Annotated in this window: 18 protein-coding genes; 9 read left to right on the top strand and 9 right to left on the bottom strand. The window is 36.7% G+C overall.

Annotated elements, in window-relative coordinates:
- Positions 1-46: 46 nt before the first annotated feature.
- The 3 genes from AC1DG9_RS11120 to AC1DG9_RS11110 all read left to right on the top strand — a co-directional run bounded on the left by AC1DG9_RS11120 (position 47) and on the right by AC1DG9_RS11110 (position 3,140).
- Positions 47-1,834 (top strand): aromatic amino acid hydroxylase, encoded by a 1,788-nt coding sequence (locus AC1DG9_RS11120; RefSeq protein WP_337715668.1) that lies wholly within the window; start codon positions 47-49, stop codon positions 1,832-1,834.
- The gene (locus AC1DG9_RS11115) at positions 1,834-2,535 is read left to right on the top strand and encodes an SDR family oxidoreductase (RefSeq protein ID WP_172660751.1); all 702 of its coding nucleotides are present in this window, start codon (positions 1,834-1,836) and stop codon (positions 2,533-2,535) included. Before AC1DG9_RS11120 ends, AC1DG9_RS11115 begins: the two co-directional genes overlap by 1 nt.
- Positions 2,536-2,597: 62 nt before the next feature.
- Positions 2,598-3,140, top strand: a complete 543-nt coding sequence (locus AC1DG9_RS11110; RefSeq protein ID WP_172660752.1) for a C40 family peptidase — start codon at positions 2,598-2,600, stop codon at positions 3,138-3,140.
- Here AC1DG9_RS11110 and AC1DG9_RS11105 read toward each other — a convergent pair.
- Both AC1DG9_RS11105 and AC1DG9_RS11100 read right to left on the bottom strand, forming a co-directional pair.
- Positions 3,135-4,022, bottom strand: coding sequence for a flavin reductase family protein (locus tag AC1DG9_RS11105; protein ID WP_337715669.1), 888 nt, complete (start codon positions 4,020-4,022; stop codon positions 3,135-3,137). The genes AC1DG9_RS11110 and AC1DG9_RS11105 overlap by 6 nt on opposite strands.
- Before the next feature lie 115 nt (positions 4,023-4,137).
- Positions 4,138-5,136, bottom strand: a complete 999-nt coding sequence (locus AC1DG9_RS11100) for a fumarylacetoacetate hydrolase family protein (RefSeq protein WP_337715671.1) — start codon at positions 5,134-5,136, stop codon at positions 4,138-4,140.
- 330 nt (positions 5,137-5,466) lie between these two features.
- Between AC1DG9_RS11100 and AC1DG9_RS11095 the strand changes: the two genes are divergently transcribed.
- The 3 genes from AC1DG9_RS11095 to AC1DG9_RS11085 all read left to right on the top strand — a co-directional run bounded on the left by AC1DG9_RS11095 (position 5,467) and on the right by AC1DG9_RS11085 (position 8,850).
- Positions 5,467-6,633 (top strand): homogentisate 1,2-dioxygenase, encoded by a 1,167-nt coding sequence (locus AC1DG9_RS11095; protein WP_288883787.1) that lies wholly within the window; start codon positions 5,467-5,469, stop codon positions 6,631-6,633.
- Positions 6,634-6,757: 124 nt separating this feature from the next.
- Positions 6,758-7,888, top strand: a complete 1,131-nt coding sequence (gene hppD / locus AC1DG9_RS11090; protein WP_288883788.1) for a 4-hydroxyphenylpyruvate dioxygenase — start codon at positions 6,758-6,760, stop codon at positions 7,886-7,888.
- Between the two features lie 41 nt (positions 7,889-7,929).
- Positions 7,930-8,850 carry a YihY/virulence factor BrkB family protein gene (locus AC1DG9_RS11085; protein WP_172660757.1) on the top strand — a complete coding sequence of 307 codons (921 nt, stop codon included), beginning with the start codon at positions 7,930-7,932 and terminating at the stop codon, positions 8,848-8,850.
- Here AC1DG9_RS11085 and AC1DG9_RS11080 read toward each other — a convergent pair.
- Both AC1DG9_RS11080 and AC1DG9_RS11075 read right to left on the bottom strand, forming a co-directional pair.
- Entirely contained in the window at positions 8,847-9,128 is a 282-nt protein-coding gene (locus tag AC1DG9_RS11080; protein WP_172660758.1) for a hypothetical protein, read from the bottom strand. The two genes, AC1DG9_RS11085 and AC1DG9_RS11080, sit on opposite strands and share 4 nt — an antisense overlap.
- A 111-nt stretch (positions 9,129-9,239) precedes the next feature.
- Positions 9,240-9,827 (bottom strand): porin family protein, encoded by a 588-nt coding sequence (locus AC1DG9_RS11075; RefSeq protein WP_337715673.1) that lies wholly within the window; start codon positions 9,825-9,827, stop codon positions 9,240-9,242.
- A gap of 156 nt (positions 9,828-9,983) precedes the next feature.
- Between AC1DG9_RS11075 and AC1DG9_RS11070 the strand changes: the two genes are divergently transcribed.
- Positions 9,984-11,753, top strand: coding sequence for a sensor histidine kinase (locus AC1DG9_RS11070; protein WP_337715676.1), 1,770 nt, complete (start codon positions 9,984-9,986; stop codon positions 11,751-11,753).
- 40 nt (positions 11,754-11,793) lie between these two features.
- Here the strand turns inward: AC1DG9_RS11070 and AC1DG9_RS11065 are convergent, their stop codons facing one another.
- Positions 11,794-12,093 (bottom strand): hypothetical protein, encoded by a 300-nt coding sequence (locus AC1DG9_RS11065; protein ID WP_048904240.1) that lies wholly within the window; start codon positions 12,091-12,093, stop codon positions 11,794-11,796.
- A gap of 181 nt (positions 12,094-12,274) precedes the next feature.
- Between AC1DG9_RS11065 and AC1DG9_RS11060 the strand changes: the two genes are divergently transcribed.
- The gene (locus AC1DG9_RS11060; protein ID WP_288883790.1) at positions 12,275-13,420 is read left to right on the top strand and encodes a tetratricopeptide repeat protein; all 1,146 of its coding nucleotides are present in this window, start codon (positions 12,275-12,277) and stop codon (positions 13,418-13,420) included.
- Here the strand turns inward: AC1DG9_RS11060 and AC1DG9_RS11055 are convergent, their stop codons facing one another.
- From AC1DG9_RS11055 to AC1DG9_RS11045, 3 genes are read right to left on the bottom strand one after another with little or no spacing between them, the layout of a single operon-like run.
- Entirely contained in the window at positions 13,421-14,005 is a 585-nt protein-coding gene (locus AC1DG9_RS11055) for a riboflavin synthase (RefSeq protein WP_288883791.1), read from the bottom strand.
- Positions 14,006-14,010: 5 nt separating this feature from the next.
- Positions 14,011-15,495 (bottom strand): acetyl-CoA carboxylase biotin carboxylase subunit, encoded by a 1,485-nt coding sequence (gene accC / locus AC1DG9_RS11050; protein WP_337715678.1) that lies wholly within the window; start codon positions 15,493-15,495, stop codon positions 14,011-14,013.
- A 9-nt stretch (positions 15,496-15,504) separates the two neighbouring features.
- The gene (locus tag AC1DG9_RS11045) at positions 15,505-16,545 is read right to left on the bottom strand and encodes a threonine aldolase family protein (RefSeq protein ID WP_172660764.1); all 1,041 of its coding nucleotides are present in this window, start codon (positions 16,543-16,545) and stop codon (positions 15,505-15,507) included.
- Positions 16,546-16,978: 433 nt separating this feature from the next.
- Between AC1DG9_RS11045 and AC1DG9_RS11040 the strand changes: the two genes are divergently transcribed.
- Positions 16,979-17,836 (top strand): N-acetylglucosamine kinase, encoded by an 858-nt coding sequence (locus tag AC1DG9_RS11040; protein WP_048904235.1) that lies wholly within the window; start codon positions 16,979-16,981, stop codon positions 17,834-17,836.
- A gap of 74 nt (positions 17,837-17,910) precedes the next feature.
- Here AC1DG9_RS11040 and AC1DG9_RS11035 read toward each other — a convergent pair whose 3' ends face one another.
- On the bottom strand, positions 17,911-18,600 hold the full coding sequence (locus tag AC1DG9_RS11035) for an NUDIX hydrolase (protein ID WP_048904234.1): 690 nt from the start codon (positions 18,598-18,600) through the stop codon (positions 17,911-17,913).
- Positions 18,601-18,841 lie beyond the last annotated feature (241 nt).

Below are 18,841 nucleotides of genomic sequence, written 5' to 3'. Positions count from 1 at the left end.
AGCCTGTTATAGCCTTAACTTAGACGCTTCATATTCAATTTTAGAAATGAGCGATTTTAATGACTTTAATAATCCACAAGTAGCTAAGTTGCCAACGCATCTAAAGCAATTTATTGTAGAGCAACATTACGAAAGATATACGCCAGTCGATCAGGCAGTATGGAGGTATGTGATGCGTCAAAATTATAGCTATTTAAAACATGTTGCTTATTATCCATATATAAAGGGCTTACAACGGGCAGGTCTTAGTATTGAACATATTCCTGATTTGCAAAACATGAACGACAATCTTGGCAAAATAGGCTGGGGTGCAGTTACTGTGGATGGATTTATTCCACCTTCGGCATTCATGGAATATCAGGCATACCGTGTACTTGTTATTGCAGCCGATATCCGTCAGATTAATCATATAGAATATACTCCTGCTCCCGATATTATTCATGAGTCGGCAGGTCATGCACCAATTATTGCGGATACTGATTATAATAATTACCTAAGTTATTTCGGCTCTATTGGTGCCAAGGCGATGTTCTCTTCAAAAGATTTTGACTTGTACGAAGCTATACGACACCTCTCTATATTAAAAGAGGCTGCCGATGTTCAGGAACAGGAAATTGCAAGGGCTGAACAGCGCTTACAACAAATCTCTGAGGATATGGGCGAGCCTTCAGAAATGGCTTTATTGAGCAGATTACATTGGTGGACTGTAGAGTATGGCCTGATAGGCACCTTAGAAAACCCTAAGATTTACGGAGCTGGCCTGCTATCATCAATTGGAGAAAGCTCCTCGTGCATGAAGCCCGATGTAAAAAAATTATGGTATAATAAAGACACCATAAATTACCCATACGACATTACTAAGCCACAGCCTCAATTATTTGTAACCGAAACTTTCCAAAATCTGATTGATGTTTTGGAAGATTTTGCAGATACAATGGCATTCAGGCGCGGAGGTTCAGAAAGTATTGTTAAAGCTATTGAATGTAAAAACCCGGCAACTGCTGTTTACAGTTCTGGTTTACAGGTAACTGGAGTATTTACAGATATGGGTATCGATCAGAATGATGAGCTTACGTTTATAAAAACCACCGGACCATCGGCCCTTGCTTTTGAAGGTCAACAACTTGAAGATCATGGCAAATTTCATCACAAAGATGGTTTCTCATCGCCGGTAGGTAAACTGAAGGGAATGGATACGCCGCTGGAAGATATGGACACATTTCAATTATTGAAATGCGGTATCAAGCCTTTTAATCTGGCCATCCTGGAGTTTGAAAGTGGTATTTCTGTAAAAGGTATTGTTAAGATCATCCATCAGAAAAATAAAAAAACTTTCCTTATCAGGTTTGAAGATTGTACAGTTAAGGAAAGTAACGGAAATATACTTTTCCAACCAGACTGGGGCGTATACGACATGGCTGTTGGTGCGACCATTGTTTCTGTATTTAATGGTGCGGCAGATAAAGGTTCTTATGAGGAAATTACACATGTGAGCGATAAGCACACTCATAAAGTAAGTTACGACGAGAATACACAAAAGCTTCATGACATCTATAAAAGCATGCGTTTGATAAGAGAGAACGAGGCAGGCTTTGAGCAATTACCTGTTTTGTTTGAAAAAATAAAGACAGAACATCGCCAGGATTGGCTTTCAGCACTTGAAATGCTTGAAATTTTACACCATAAAAAACTTTTCCCCGAATTGGAAAAAGAGGTCCGCAATTATTTAGAGCTTAAGTCTGAGAACGAAGCTGAACATAAAAAACTGATTAATGATGGATTACATGTAATCGAAAATCCCGTTAGTCAATTAATCACTGAAGAAGATAATTAATGAATATAGTATTAACCGGTGCAAGCAGCGGAATTGGTTTTGAAGCCGCTTTAGAATTTACATTAAGTAGTGAGAACAAGGTAGTATGCATTGCCCGGTCTTCTGATAAGTTACGTAAACTTTTGGAAATAGCAAAAGGCATTAATCCTGATTGTACACTGCTGCCCGTAGAGTTTGATATTGTAAATGACGACTATGCGGCCCTAATCCCCTTTTTAAAAGAAAGACTTGGCAAGGTTGATATTCTAATAAATAATGCTGGCGCATTAATTAATAAACCATTTCTGGAAACTACTCATGCTGATCTTTATGAGATGTTTGAAAGCAATGTTGTGGGGCATTTTAGTATGATCCAAAACCTAATTCCTTTGATGGGTGAGAGTAGTCATATCGTAAACATTGGCAGTATGGGTGGGTTCCAGGGAAGTGTTAAATTTCCGGGGCTTTCGGCCTATTCTTCGAGCAAATCTGCTTTACATACTTTAACTGAATGCCTGGCATTTGAACTGGCAGAAACTGGTATTAAGGTAAACTGCCTGGCTCTTGGTTCTGCGCAAACAGAGATGCTTGAGCAAGCATTCCCGGGTTACCAATCGCCGGTTTTAGCTTTCGAAATGGGTAAATATGTCGCTGATTTTGCCAGAACAGGACATAAATTTTTTAACGGAAAAGTAATTCCTGTTGCGGTAACAACGCCATAATCAACAACTTATCAACATTTTTAGGGTTCAAAGATAATTTTAATATCTTTAACCCGATTGATATGAAGAAAACCATTATTCTATTCAGTGTAATACTTTTAAGTTTTACGGCAGCTAAGTCGCAAACTTCTATACCCGTTCAATTTCAGGAACTGGTGCATAAGCTTAGCCAGGAAGTACCAGATCAGGATAAGAAATCAGCAATCAATGCTTCGCCAAATCGCTTATTGGAATTTGCAAGATCTATGCTTGGTATCCGGTACCGCTCGGCTTCCAGTAGTCCTAGCAAAGGTTTTGACTGCTCCGGCTTTGTCAATTACGTTTTCAGCAATTTTGGTTTTAAAGTGCCTCGTTCATCCAGAGAATTTGCAACAAGTGGTGAAGCCAAAAAGCTAGAGGACGCAAAAATTGGAGATGTAATCCTGTTCACCGGAACGAATAGCAGATCAAGAACCCCCGGCCATGTTGGGATTATCTATTCTATAGATGGAGATGAAATCAAATTCATTCATTCTTCTTCGGGAAAGAAAAGAGGAGTAACAATTACCAGTCTGGATGATGGTTTTTACAAAAAACGTTTTATAAAAGTAATCAGTATCCTATAGCAATACTATCTTTAGCGCGTCGTTCACCTTGCCCTGCGCCAGCCACTCTTTAGCAAGTTCATGGAGCTCACGTTCACGATTATTAGCATCACCAATAGTTGCGTCTAAAATCTCCTTAACATCTGGTACATTTCTGAATGCGTCAATTTCATCGTCAGTTGGTAAATGTTCCATATTACCAAGTTTCCCTAGGTCGTTACCCGTTAATACAGTTGAATTACGAACTGCTTTAGGTAATGCGTCCACACCTATTCCAAGTGTTGTTAATGGCTTAGCTACTTTAAACAAATTTTCTGGTGTCACCCTGCAATACCAATCGCCCCCTAAGCGTGCTACAAGATCAATTTTCGCCTGATCAATTTTCCCCTCTTCGTCTAATATCTCTTCTTTAATGTGAATTAGCTTTACCTCGGCCAATATAAGGTTCCCTGCCCCTGGATTTTCTCCCAGGTGAATTACTTCCCTGACCACACATTCCATCTGCACAGGAGCCTCTGCAACCCTTGGTGGCTTAACCAATTGTGAAGGGAGCATGGTAAACCCGGCCTTTTCAAATTCATTTATTCCTTTTGGGTATTCAGTACTCGCTAAACTGGTTTGCTGTACCATAGGATAATTTACAATATTAATAACACACTCCTTAACCTCTAATATGTTTTCGAGTGTATGTTTGGTTGTATTGTCCCGTACCCTTCTTGCCGGAGAAAATATACACAATGGCGGGTTGGTACTAAACATATTAAAAAAACTAAAGGGGCTCAAATTAATATTTCCAGCCTGATCGATAGTTGTGGCAAAACAAATTGGTCTTGGTGCAATTGCATATTGCATATAGTTCTGCAATTGCATAGGGCTTAAATCGGAAGTATTGAGGGTTAGCATAAAGTTATTGATTGATATATGTTATGTCATCACGACAAGAGCCCGTCATCTCTCCTATCGTCGAGATGACGTAGACATACGAGATGACGTAGCCATAATAGTCGAAAGGAAATAATTACTTCTTCTTCAAGGTCAAAATAGAAAAATCGGTATCGACCTTCTTAATGGTATTACTTAAATGACCAAGACCTGTGATTTCCATTTCTACAACATCACCGTCCTGCAGCCATTGAGGCTTAAAATTTGGGTCATTTAATAATCCTGTACCATTCAATTCAAGAAAACATCCTGTTCCAACAGTACCGGATCCGATTACATCGCCTGGTAAAATATCTACACCATACGCGCAACGTTCAATAATTTCAGCAAAAGTCCAGTCCATATCTGCCATGTTTCCTGCAGACACTTGTTTACCGTTCACGGTACATGTCATTTCAAGATTATAAGTATTACCAGTGTGTCCTGATTTAGCTGAGGTTTTGTATTCTAACAACTCATCTGGAGTTACCAGCCATGGTCCTATTACGGTAGAAAAATCTTTGCCTTTGGCAGGCCCAAGATTTAACAGCATTTCTTCCATTTGTAATGTTCTGGCACTCATATCATTCATAATGGTAAAACCAGCTATATAATCATCTGCCTCTGCAGCTGTAATATTTCTTCCTTTTTTGCCTATTACTGCGGCTACTTCCAATTCAAAATCAAGTTTTTGGAAATGATCGGGCATACATTCAATTTCGCCGGGACCCTGGATGGCATTATGATTGGTAAAATAAAAGATTGGATATTGGTCAAACTCCGCAATCATATCAACTTTACGATTTCTTCGGGCAGCAGCTACATGCTGACGAAATGCATAACCATCTCTGCACGAGGCTGGATGAGGTACCGGAGCAAGCAATTCAAAAAAAGCTTCCTGCTTTGGTGACAGCTCTCCTGATTTGATCTGACTATCAACTTTTTTTGCACGGCCCATCAAAACTTCACCACCTTGCAAAAAGGCATTCATCTCATCAGGCAATTGTTTATCGCATGAATTTAAATTGTAAATGTGTCCGTTTACAAAAACACCAAGGTGTTCTCTGTCTTCTGTTTTATAGGATACCAGTTTCATATGATCAATAGTTTTTTGTAGTTATTCAAATCTATATAAAAAATAAGGCAAACAGACTAAATAATTTTCGCAGAGAATTATCGCCTACAATTTGTTGATTAGCAGATTAAATACTTAATTTAGCCACCGCAAAAGAAAAATGATACAAAGCAATTTTATATATCAGAGTCAGATAGCCAGGCAAGCATTGGCTTCATTTAGATATGCCATGCTTTCCAAAATCATTTTCGCGCAATATTCCCTTTAAGCTCCAAACCATCCTGCTTTATTTAAAACGTTTTGCACGTTTTAATCGTTATTAAATTACATTTTAACCAAATACCTACTGCTATGCCTATATATCATACCTTAGGAACTATACCTGCTAAACGCCATACTGTTTTTCGTAAACCAGATGGTAAATTATATGCAGAAGAATTAGTCTCTACTGAAGGGTTTTCAAGCCTATATTCACTCGTTTATCACTGCCATCCACCTACTATTGTAAAGTCATTAGGAGAACCATATTCTGTAGAGCCTAAGATTGCCCGTGAAAAACATTTACGCCATACCAGTTTAATCGGTTTTAATATCAAACCTGAAGATGATTATTTACAAAGTCGTAAACCAGTATTGGTAAACAGTGATTTACACATTTCTCTGGCCGCTCCAAGAAAATCAATGACCGATTATTTCTATAAGAATAGCCAGGCAGATGAGGTAATTTTTATACATGAAGGTACCGGCACCTTAAAAACAGGCTTTGGAAAGATCCGCTTTGAATATGGCGACTACCTGGTAGTGCCACGGGGAACCATTTATCAGATGGAATTTGATGACGAAAAGAATCGTTTGTTTATTGTAGAAAGCTTTAGCCCTATCCGATCACCTAAGCGCTATCGTAATGAATATGGACAATTAATGGAACACTCCCCTTATTGCGAGCGGGATATTAAGCGACCAACAGATCTGGAAACCATTGATGAATTTGGTGATTTTAAGGTGCTGATTAAAAAACAAGGACTAATGTATCCTTATATCTATGGAACCCACCCTTTTGATTTTATAGGATGGGATGGCTTTCATTACCCGTGGGCATTCTCTATTCATAACTTCGAACCAATTACTGGTCGTTTGCATCAGCCACCGCCTGTTCATCAAACATTTGAAGGACACAATTTTGTGATCTGTTCTTTTGTGCCCCGCAAATACGATTACCATCCCCTTTCTATACCTGCTCCTTATAATCATAGTAATGTAGACAGTGATGAAGTACTTTATTATGTTGACGGAGATTTTATGAGTAGAAAGCGCGTAGTTAAAGGCCAGATTACTTTACACCCGGGAGGTATTCCGCATGGCCCACATCCGGGTGCAGTAGAAAAGTCTATAGGCAAGGAAAGTACAGATGAGCTTGCAGTTATGATAGATCCTTTCAGACCATTAATGCTTACTGAAGATGCAGTTAATATTGAAGATGAAAGTTATCATAAAAGCTGGCAGGAAAATATCGAGTAAAAAATTCAGCTGTTGCCCGCTTCCTCAAAATCTTGAAGGGAAGATTTTGTATGTCAGTTCACAACACAGAATTTTTTAAGGAAAAAGAAGATAAAAACTAACTTATTATTCAAATAATACTAAAATGACTACACAAACATTTGCAGAAAAGATTGCCAAAGCGCAAGATTTTCTTCCTATAAATGGAACAGATTATATAGAGTTTTATGTAGGAAATGCCAAACAGGCTGCGCATTTTTATAAAACAGCATTTGGCTTCCAATCATTAGCATATGCAGGTCCGGAAACAGGGGTACGTGATCGGGCATCTTATGTACTGCAACAAGGAAAAATCAGATTGGTATTAACAACGGGGTTAAAATCTGACAACCAGATTTCTGAACATGTAAAAAAACATGGTGATGGAGTTAAAATATTAGCCTTATGGGTAGACGACGCTTACAGCGCTTTTGAAGAAACCACCAAACGTGGCGCTAAGCCATATTTAGAACCGGTTACTAAAACTGATGAGCATGGTGAAGTACGCATGTCAGGTATTTATACCTATGGCGAAACGGTACATATGTTTATCGAGCGTAAAAACTATAATGGTTCCTTTTTACCGGGATATCGGGATTGGGAAAGTGATTACAACCCCGTTGATACGGGTTTGCTTTATATAGATCACTGTGTTGGCAATGTGGGCTGGAACCGAATGAATGAAACTGTTAAATGGTACGAAGATGTAATGGGTTTTGTAAACATTCTTTCGTTCGATGACAAACAGATCAACACAGAATATTCAGCCCTGATGAGCAAGGTGATGAGTAATGGGAATGGCTACTCTAAATTCCCGATCAATGAACCAGCAGAAGGCAAAAAGAAATCGCAGATCGAGGAATATCTGGAGTTTTATGAAGGCGAAGGGGTGCAACATATTGCTGTAGCAACTAAAGATATTTTAGCTACGGTAAAGGAATTAAAAGCTCGAGGGGTTGAGTTTTTAAGTGCACCCCCTGAAGCCTATTACAATATGATGCCAGAACGAGTTGGAGAAATTGATGAAGAAATAGTACAACTAAAAGAACTTGGAATTCTTGTAGATTGTGACGAGGAAGGCTATTTGCTCCAAATATTTACTAAACCGGTTGAGGATCGTCCGACTTTATTTTTTGAAATAATACAACGTAAAGGGGCCCAATCTTTTGGTGCAGGAAATTTCAAAGCACTGTTCGAGTCTCTGGAACGCGAACAAGAACTAAGAGGGAACTTATAAAAAAAATAGTTACTTTCGGGGTTCAAGGCTATAATGTGCAAATGGAGATTAATAGAGTTAACAAGATAATGCTGTTTTGTATACATTTCAAAGCAGCATTTAAATTATTTCAAAAAAACGATCCATTACGTTTAGCTGGGGCCACCGCTTTTTTTGCAAATTTTGCACTACCTCCTATCCTGATTATATTAATTAGACTTTTTGGGTACTTTATTGACAGAAAAATACTCGCTTCAAGAATGTTCGAGCGTCTGGCCAGTATTTTGGATGATACCAGTACAGGGCAAATCAGACAGACCTTAAGAAATATAAGAGGAATTGATCATAAATGGTATGCAACTTTACTCAGCTTTATTTTCTTCTTATTTGTAGCCACTACACTGTTCACTGTTATTAAAAATTCTATGGACCAAATCTGGTCTATTGCAAATAAAGAACATGCAGGGTTTATGTTTAAAATGAAGTTAAGGGCACGCTCAATGATAATCATTTTACTGGCCGGACTGTTATTTACGATGGGTTTTATAACCGATAGCATTCAGGCATTTATTGGTTCGTACATAAACACGGCCGCTCCTACTTTTGGAAAAATATTTCTTTCAATGTTAAATCAGCTTTTATTTATAGCCATTGTAATGATCTGGTTTACAGTACTGTTTAAATTTTTAACTAATGGCCGGCCAACCTGGAAAGCTGCACTAAAGGGCGGTTTGTTAACAGCGGTATTATTCACAATAGGTAAATATATACTAAGAATAATGCTTCCGCTCAGTGGAATAGGCAACATTTATGGTACTTCTGGTTCTATTGTTCTAATTATGTTGTTTGTATTTTATTCTTCTTTTATATTCTATTTTGGGGCTTGTTACATTAAGGTACTAAGTGATTCCAAAGAAACTCCTATACGCCCGATAAAAGGGGCGTTTGAATATGAAATAAAAGAAGTGTTAAAAAACACTTAGCATACCTGTGGTTTGGAAATCTGCTCAAACCCATGCATTTCAAATACTGCCAGCTTACTTAATAAATTGTAATGTAAAGTGCCAAAGAAGTTAACAATCCCATCTTTGTTTTTACCTTCAATACAAATGTTTTCTTTAACAATCTCCTGGTGTTCTAATTTATGATCAGCAAGAAGGACATCTTCATCCTGAATTTTCACATCATTTGCCTCGATTGAGAACTGATTTAGCAGCTTAGAGAAGCTTTGACCGTTTAGCAATAGTTCTTTGATATTCATGATCAATTTGATTTAAGTAGGGACGGAAGCATCATCAATTTTAAAGCCAAAAAGAAAGGGTAAATGATTTACATTTACCCTTTTATACAAAATGTGGAAAACTTTTATTTACTAGAACACCCTGTAAGCCAGTCCGAAAGTAAAAAGGCTCAGTTTGGTATCGTTATAGCCATCTTTTCCGATTTTAGAAAGCCCGGCTTCGTATCTTAGATCAAGACCTAAATTACCAATATCGACACCTGCGCCAAATTGCCAGGCGAAATTCTGTCCTTTAAAATTACCTTTAAATACGCTTCCTGCGGCTTGTCCAAATGACTGTTCATCGTCCAAAATAAAGGAAACTACGGGACCTGTATTTAACCTTAGGCCAACACCAGCTGCGCCAAGTTTTGTACCTATCAGTATAGGTACATCTAAACTGGTAAACTTAACTTTATTTTCTTCTCCTGAACTCGCTTTTAATGTGGTGTTTTTACCACTCAAATAAAGCTCTGGCTGCAAATGAATACCTGCTGCACCGATGCGGGTCCATATACCAGCATAGTAACCAGCCCTATTGTCACTGCTAAATGTATTTTCCGTACTTAATTTTGAAAGGTTTGCTCCGGCCTTTAAGCCCATTTGGAAGCTAGGCAACACCTGACTAAAAGCAACCAGATTAAAGCAAACAAATAATGCTGATAAGATTAATTTTTTCATATTAGAATGATTAGTATTTTATTAATTAAACGACTATTACTATGTAAAACTAAGAATATTTTTAATTTGTATCTAAATTACGTAGTTTTATCTTAAAAGATCAACACAATATCATTGTTGTCCTCTTATCCCTCATTATTATTACCCTGCTGTTTAATGGATTTTACATTTAATTTATACTCGATTGTTCTAATTTTATTTGGCACAGCTACTCTCCTGCTATCTTATTATATCTATAGAAAAGAAGGAGGAGCCGTTCGCTTTTTTGGCATTATGATGTTCTCAAGTGCCATATGGTCATTTGCGTATGGCTTTGAGTTAGCAAGCACCACAATTGAACAAGCAAAACTTTGGATAAGTATTGAGTATATAGGTATCTCTCTGCTTCCATTATCCTGGCTTCTATTCTGTTTAAAACTATCAGGAAAGGATCATTGGTACCAGAATAAAATAAATATGTTTATTCTAATTGCCACAGCAGTTATTCCCATATTAATGGTTTGGACAAATGATTATCACCATTTACATTTTAAAAGTTACCATATGGACACTACAGGGGATTTTCCAATGGTTGCTCTTGAAATGGGACCATCATTTTGGATATTCACTTTATATTTCTATCTGTTATTGGCTACTGGAAGCTACTTATTAATTATCACGTTTCGCAAATCAGACCCTATTTACAAAAGTCAAAATTATAGTATAATAATAGCTGCATTTATACCCTGGATAACAAATATCACCTATTTTTTGGGGTTCAGACCTTTCGGTCAACTCGATATTACCCCTTTTGCTTTTATTATTACAGTATTTTTAATCAGCATTGCCATCTATCGTTTTAAGCTCTTCGATATTTTACCTGTTGCAAGGGAAAAAGTATTAGAACTAATGCAAGATGGTTTCGTTATACTGGATAGCAAAAACAGGGTAATTGATTATAACTCTTCTTTTAGAAGATACTTATCAGATATTAAGAAAAGTAAAATAATAGGAACTCAGATTGAAGCGCTGTTTCCCGACCACAAAAAGCTTGCTGCATTGATTAAAGAAAGGCAATCGGGGAAAATCGAATTAAAAATAGAAAACCATAACGGATCATTTGAACTGGAAGCAGAAATCAGAACTTTAAATGAAAATCAGCTTAAATTAAACAGCGAGGCGGTCATTATAAAACTACAGGACCTTACTACATTAAGAAAGGAAGCGCTACGTTCTAAATCACAGACAACAGAACTTCAACAGCTTAATCAACTTAAAGACAGGGTATTTTCCATAATCGCTCATGATTTACGAGGGCCTTTGGTTAACCTTGGAGAAATCCTTAAAATGACCTCAGACGATGTAATTACTATTGAAGAATTCAAAACACTGTCGCCCACTTTAAGCAGAGACATTTTATATACCACAGAACTTTTAGATAATATTTTGCATTGGTCTAGAAGCCAATTAAAAGGTTATGGAATCGATCGGGACTTCTTTGATCTGAAAAATATCCTGGTCAATGAAATCAACTATCACTTACCAGCGGCAGAGGCAAAAAATATTCGAATAATACAAGATGTTTTTCCAGGTGAGATGGTTTATGCTGATAGACTGATGATACAGATTGTAGTTAGAAACATATTAAACAACGCCATTAAGTTTTGTAATGAAAATTGTGAAATACATATAACAGCTGTATACAAAAATGGCTTTATTGAACTTCGTATCGAGGACAACGGCGTTGGAATGTCAGAGATTGCACTCCAAAAAATACATAATGGAGATAACATATCCACAAGGGGTACAATGAATGAGAAAGGCACAGGATTAGGCCTGGTGATATGCAAAGAGTTTATGGAGAAAAATGATGGCAAACTTATAGTCAGAAGTGAACTGGGTAAAGGCTCTTCTTTTTGCATATATCTACCGGTAGATCTAAAGTAAAATGCCCGCAAGTTGCGGGCATTTCATTGCGTTTAGACTTTTATTTACCTGTGGCGTCGTTTATAGCTTGCTGTTCTTTTAAGGCATCAACATTGTTTTTGTTACCAAAGTTTTGAGTTTTATCTGCAAAATAGTCGAGTATGCCAACAATCGTGTCCAAATTATCTGAAACTCTTTGATGCATATCAGGCAAATCCTTCTCTAACCTTTTATCTCCAAGCTCTATATTATCAACTTCAATTTTCCCTATTTTTTGAATTATTGCTTGTTGTGAGTGCTGTAAGTCTTCTAATTCTCTTACGATTTTCTGCATCAATTCAAACTTCTTTAAAGTATCCATATTCGTATTTTAATTAAGATTAATATTCATTTTATATTATAATTCAACCAATTACCCTGCCAATATGTTTTGATTTTTTATAATGAGATCATCCGGGCATCGTTATATACATAAAAAAATAGAGACAAAACTTGCAATACCAATAAATAACTAATACTTTAGTTGTTTAAATATTACCCGTATGAAAAGAGCACTTCTTGTATTTTTTGCAGTCATTTCTTGTCAGATTACTTACGGACAGAGTAAAGCTGTCCTTGATAATGAGAAACTGCTGGAATTTTATCAAACACAAAAATATATCGATGCAGCTCAATATTTAAAAAGCATTTATGCTGAGGATACTCAGGATGAAAAAGAAATATCGCAACTTGCTTATGCCAATATGATGGCAGGCAAACTTCCGGAAGCAGAAAAAAATTATTTAAAGCTCCACGATAAACAACCTCAGAACTTACCAGTATTGTTTAGCCTTGCAAATATCAACCTTAGAAGAGGAAACGATGAAAAGGCCAAGGCATATTACATGGATATCCTTAAAATCGATAGCACAAATTTTACTGTATATAAGCAATTAGCCAATTTGAATAAGGGAGAAATGAACCTGGCTAAAATAGGTTATCTTAAAAAAGCGAATGAAATAAATCCTATTGATCCGGATGTGGTATTTGATTTGTGCGAGCTCTATTTTAAAATGAACTTTTTTGACAAGGCAAGTAATATATTACAACCGGCCTTAGATGCAGATAGCACAAATCTGCAACTGCTCAAAATGAAAATGCCTATTAGTATGGCGAATAAAAAATATGATGAAGCTATCAAAACCGGAGAGAAATTATTAAGTTATGGTGATAGCTCGACCTTTGTCCTCAATAATCTGGGAAAATCTTATTTTTTCATTCTTGATTACAAAAATGCATTAAAGAATTTTTTAGTAATAGAAAGTAAGTCGATGGATAGCGAAGCATTATATTATTCCATTGGACTTAGCTACAGAGGATTAAAAGATTATAAAAATGCTATTCCTTACCTCGAAAAAGCAATACAAGAAGGAATATCAACCAAAATTGCCAGCTATTATGGCTTACTTGGAGATTCATTTGAAGGTGTAAACAAGAATACTGAAGCAAATGCAGCATATAAAAAAGGCCTCCAATTCGAAAACAATGGAAGCCTGTTGTATAATATTGCTCTTGTCTACGAAACAAAGCTTAACGACAAGAAGAATGCAATTGACTATTATGAGCAATACTTAAAGACAATCAACCCTAAAGAGCAAACAAAGCTGATCGGATTTATTAAAAACAAGATTGTCGAATTAAAAAGATAACTACCTGTTTATTAGTCTGGCAACGTATTTACCTATAATATCAAACTCAAGGTTTACTGTGCTACCTACATTAACCTCATGTAAATTAGTGTGTTCAAAGGTGTAAGGTATTATGAATACAGAGAATTCATCAATATCTGAATTTACTACCGTTAAACTGATACCATTAACTGACACAGATCCTTTTTCTACGGTAACATTCCCACTATTAGAATCATACTTAAACCTGTACTCCCAGCTCCCGTCAAGCTCAGCTCTCTTAATGCATACTGCTGTTTGATCTACGTGGCCTTGAACAATATGCCCGTCCAATCGTCCATTCATTAACATGCAGCGCTCCAGATTTACTTTATTACCTATCCTTAACTCATTGAGATTGCTTTTCTGCAGCGTCTCTTCTATTGCCGTAACCGTATGAGTATTTTCTGACAACGCTACCACAGTTAAGCACACCCCGTTATGCGAAACACTTTGATCTATCTTTAGCTCATTACTTAAATTCGATTGTACGATATAATGTTTGTTTGTACCTTCCGACATTATATCTGTAACCTCCCCAAGTGTTTCTATTATTCCTGTAAACATATTTATTAATTAAACTTAACTCTATTTTTTCTCCAGTTGCTCACTACTTCCACCTGGTTTTGTATCGGCACCACATCGGGCTTTTTCAATGAAATTACCGCAATTAAAGCTGCCATGAGGGCCTCATCCTCATCTTCATTTTTCAAACTTTCTGCACTAAAGTATTTACTTACAAAATGAGTATCAAAATTACCACCTTTAAAAGCATTGTGCTGCATTACAAATTTCCCAAAAGCAAGAGTAGTTTTTATACCCGTAATGTCATATTCATCAATGGCACGGATCATCCGTTCAATTGCCTCTTCCCTATCCTTACCGTATGTGATTAACTTCGCAATCATTGGATCATAATAGATCGGAATTTCCATGCCCTGTTTAAAACCATCATCAACACGAACTCCGTTCCCCTTTGGTGTATTGTATGTTTGCAATACGCCTATATCCGGCAAGAAATTGTTTTCCGGATCTTCAGCATATACTCTCAGTTCAAGCGCATGCCCATTAATCTTCAAATCCTCTTGTTTATAGGAAAGTTTTTCACCTCTGGCAATCTTAATCTGTTCTTTTACCAGATCCAAACCGGTTATCATTTCAGTAACGGGGTGCTCTACCTGAAGTCTGGTATTCATTTCAAGGAAAAAGAAATCGAGGTTTTCATCCAGAATAAACTCAACTGTTCCAGCACCCACATAACTTACAGAACGCGCTACATCTACTGCACAGGCTCCCATCTTTCGACGAGTTTCTTCAGTTAAAATACTAGATGGGGCTTCTTCAATTACTTTCTGATGTCTTCTTTGAATAGAGCATTCACGTTCAAATAAATGAACAATATTACCATGAGTGTCTCCAAGAACTTGAATTTCTATATGTCGTGGCGACGAAACATAACGTTCAATAAATACAGATCCATCACCAAAGGCTGATGTAGCTTCACTAACTGCCAACTGCATTTGCTCTTCAAAGTCGGTCACTTGCTCTACCACCCTCATTCCTTTTCCACCGCCACCGGCAGCAGCTTTAATCAGAATCGGGAATCCAACTTCAATGGCTCTTGCCTTTGCTTCTTCAATATCGGTAATTGCTTCTTCGGTGCCCGGCACCATGGGAATATTATATTTCAAAGCAGCTGCTTTGGCCGATAATTTATTTCCCATAATTTCCATTGCCTCAGGCGTTGGCCCAATCAGAATTAATCCTGATTCTTTAACTAACCTTGCAAAGCCAGCATTTTCCGATAAGAAACCATATCCAGGATGTATTGCTTCAGCTCCGCTAGCCTTGCAGGCTTCTATTATTTTTTCTCCTAATAAGTAAGATTGATTTGACGGAGCCGGGCCAATGCAAATTGCTTCATCAGCATAAAGTACATGTAACGCTTCTCTATCAGCCTCAGAAAATACAGCAACTGTTTTTATTCCCATTTCACGTGCAGAACGCATAATGCGCAATGCGATCTCACCTCTGTTGGCTATAAGGATTTTATTCATCTGTTAAAGTTATTTATGGGCAATTGGATGTAAATGTATTATGTTTTCGATTGCCATGTCAATCATCTCCGAAGAAACATCTAAATGGGTGACCATTCTGATCGTATTTGGACCAGTAGTATTACAAGCAATACCTTTTTCAGCCAAAAGAAGAACGATATCATTAGCTCTAAATCCAGGTGCCACATCGAACAGCACTATATTTGTTTGGACAGGCAGTACAGACGACACATAATTAACTTCATTTAAAGCACCTGCCAATGCAACTGCATGCTGATGATCGATGGCTAAACGCACTACATGATGGTCTAAGGCATAGATTCCCGCTGCTGCTAAAAAACCTGCCTGTCTCATCCCGCCACCAAATGCCTTACGTATCTTCCTTGCCTTTTTAATAGTTTCCTGAGATCCTAGCAGTACAGAGCCTACGGGAGCACCAAGCCCCTTTGATAAGCAAACCGATATTCCGTCGAAATACTTTCCGTAGTCCTTTGCATGATCGCCGGTAGCAATTAAAGCATTAAATATCCTTGCCCCATCTAAATGAAGTTTTAATCCTTTAATATTACAAAGTGTATGGATCGGTTCTATTTGATCTAAAGTATAAGCTATGCCTCCGCCCTTATTTACTGTATTCTCTAAAACTACCAGGCTGGAGTTTGGATAGTGAATATTATTTTCATTTATTTCTGGTTCAATTAACTCCGGTGTTAATATCCCTCTGTCTCCATATAACAGGCGAACTGAAGCCATAGAGTGATAAGCAATACCGCCACCCTCATAACGATAAACATGAGATGTTTGGTCACATATCACCTCGTCCATAGGCTGAGTAAAACACTTAATTGCAATCTGATTGGTCATTGTACCTGATGGGCAAAACAATCCGGCTTCCATATTAAATATACCCGCCAATTTCCTTTCCAATTCATTTACTGTCTCATCTTCGCCAAAAACATCATCACCTATTTTTGCACTCATCATAGCTGCCCGCATTTCTGCTGTAGGTTTTGTTACTGTATCACTTCTAAAATCAACTTTTATCGCCATGTTATTTTTTACTGAATACAAAGATTTATTTTTAATGTTCTTAATGAAAGAAAGATTGATAATATTACAAAATACAATATAAAATAACGGCTTTAGATAAAAAAAGAATTAACAACGCCTTTAAACAGATAAAAATCATATTATCGTTCATTTTTAACCAAAAAACTACTATTATAGCGGCTGTAACCTAAATTCATAAAAACAAGAAATTTTATAATTTGGATTTTAAAATAACAAGTGTATTTTAGCCTTAGTGTTTATTTAACAATATGGTAATCTAAAAATCACGAGCAAAATTAAAAAAAACACTGTTTTTAAGCATTTAAAGGCAGAAAACTAACAACTAACCAAAACTAAAAAATTAAATTTATGAAAAAAAACCATACGAAAGTTGTAGGATTATTTACTTTTATCCCGAAAAAATCAAATTAAGATGATAGTTATTGCAGATGGTGGTTCAACTAAAACCAATTGGTGTTTAATTAATGAGGCTGGTAGAAAAATTCATTTTAATACAGAGGGCTATAACCCGTACTTTTCGAGCACAGAGTACATAGTAGAGTCATTAAGAAAAACCTTACCTGATCACTTGGAAACTGACAAGTTGAAAGAGGTAAATTATTATGGAGCGGGCTGTTCTACAGACGCCAAACGTAAAATTGTTGCTGATGCAATGAAGCAGGTTTTCCCAAATGCGGAAATCAATATCGGCCACGACTTATTAGCTTCATGCAGAGCATTATTAGGCGATGAACCTGGTTTTGCCGCAATCTTAGGAACAGGAACAAATTCTTGTCTATACGATGGAAAAGACATCACTTTAAACATTGATTCACTTGGATATTTCCTTGGTGATGAGGGAAGTGGTTGTTTCATTGGAAAAAGAATTCTTTCAGACTACATGAAAGGCTATATGCCAAAAGGCCTTAGAGAGAGCTTCTATGATAACTTTGCATTAACCAACGAAGATATTTTTGACCATATTTATAACAAACCATTGCCAAATCGCTTCTGCGCAAGCTTTAGTAAGTTTTTATATGATTTCAAAGACAATTATGAAGATTATACATTCTCCACAGTTGAATATGCATTTACTGCATTCTTTGAAAACCTTGTAATTCATTATCCTAACTATAAAGAGCATTCGTTAAACTGCGTAGGTTCTGTTGGTTATAGCTTTAGAGATATATTGAGTATAGTAGCAGACAGATATGAGATGGGTGTTGGTAAAGTTATCCGCTCACCTATAGATGATCTAGTTGATTATCACTTGTTAGTAGCCAACAAGTAATAGCTAAAAATAAGCACAATAAAAATGGCCTGTATCATTGATGATACAGGCCATTTTTATTATATCGCACATGCTTAAAAAGAAATCTCCTTTTCAAACAATTTGGCATATTTCCTCTTGTCAAATTTATACAAGGTAGCCGCCCTAAAGGAAACACCTTGTTGCTTTTCCTGAAGGTCTCGTAAAACGCCGAAGCTTAGCATTTTCTTTCTAAAATTTCTTTTATCCAATTTCTTGTTCAAAATAATTTCATAAACATTCTGCAGCTGGGTTAGTGTAAACTTCTCCGGCAAAAGCTCAAATGCTATTGGTTGATGTTTAATGCGGCGCTTTATCTTTTCAAGCCCTTTATCAAAAATCTGCTGATGGTCAAATGCCAGCCTTGGCAAATCTTTTACATTAATCCAGTGTGCCCGCTTTGCATAGGTACTAATAGGCTTTACAGCCTTATCACCACCTAAACGCAAAAGTGCATAATAGGCAATACTTACTACCCTTCCCTGTGGATGTCGGTTAACATCGCCAAAAGTATAGTACTGTTCCATATAAATGTTACTTAGTCCGGTAAGCTCGTTTAAGATCCTGGAGGCCGATTGGTCTAAACTTTCAACCTCTCCAACAATATTACCCGGCAATGCCCACCAGTCTTTAAACGGCTCTTCATTTCTCTCGATTAAAAGGATCTTTAATTCTCCCTCGTCGAATCCGAACACCACACAGTCAATCGAAAAAGTGGAATCAAACTTTGGTAAGACTTCTTTCAAAATATTAAATATTAATTACGCTAATTACTCGTTATACAACATGAATTTCTCCATAAAGATAGATAAGAATCCCAATTTAGCAATATTTTCCATTCCTTTGAAACCGGGTTCAAGCTAGACACTTATTATTCTGTTTCAATATATTAAATTTTTAAATATTAAATCAAATAAATATACTTGTCCCCAAATTACAAAGAAAATAAAAAATAAATTACTTAGTGTAAAAAATACACCCTATATT

It is taken from the genome of Pedobacter sp. 05L430, assembly GCF_056397585.1.
Note: the sequence above shows the minus strand (reverse complement) of the source record. Positions and strands in the feature narration are given on the sequence as shown.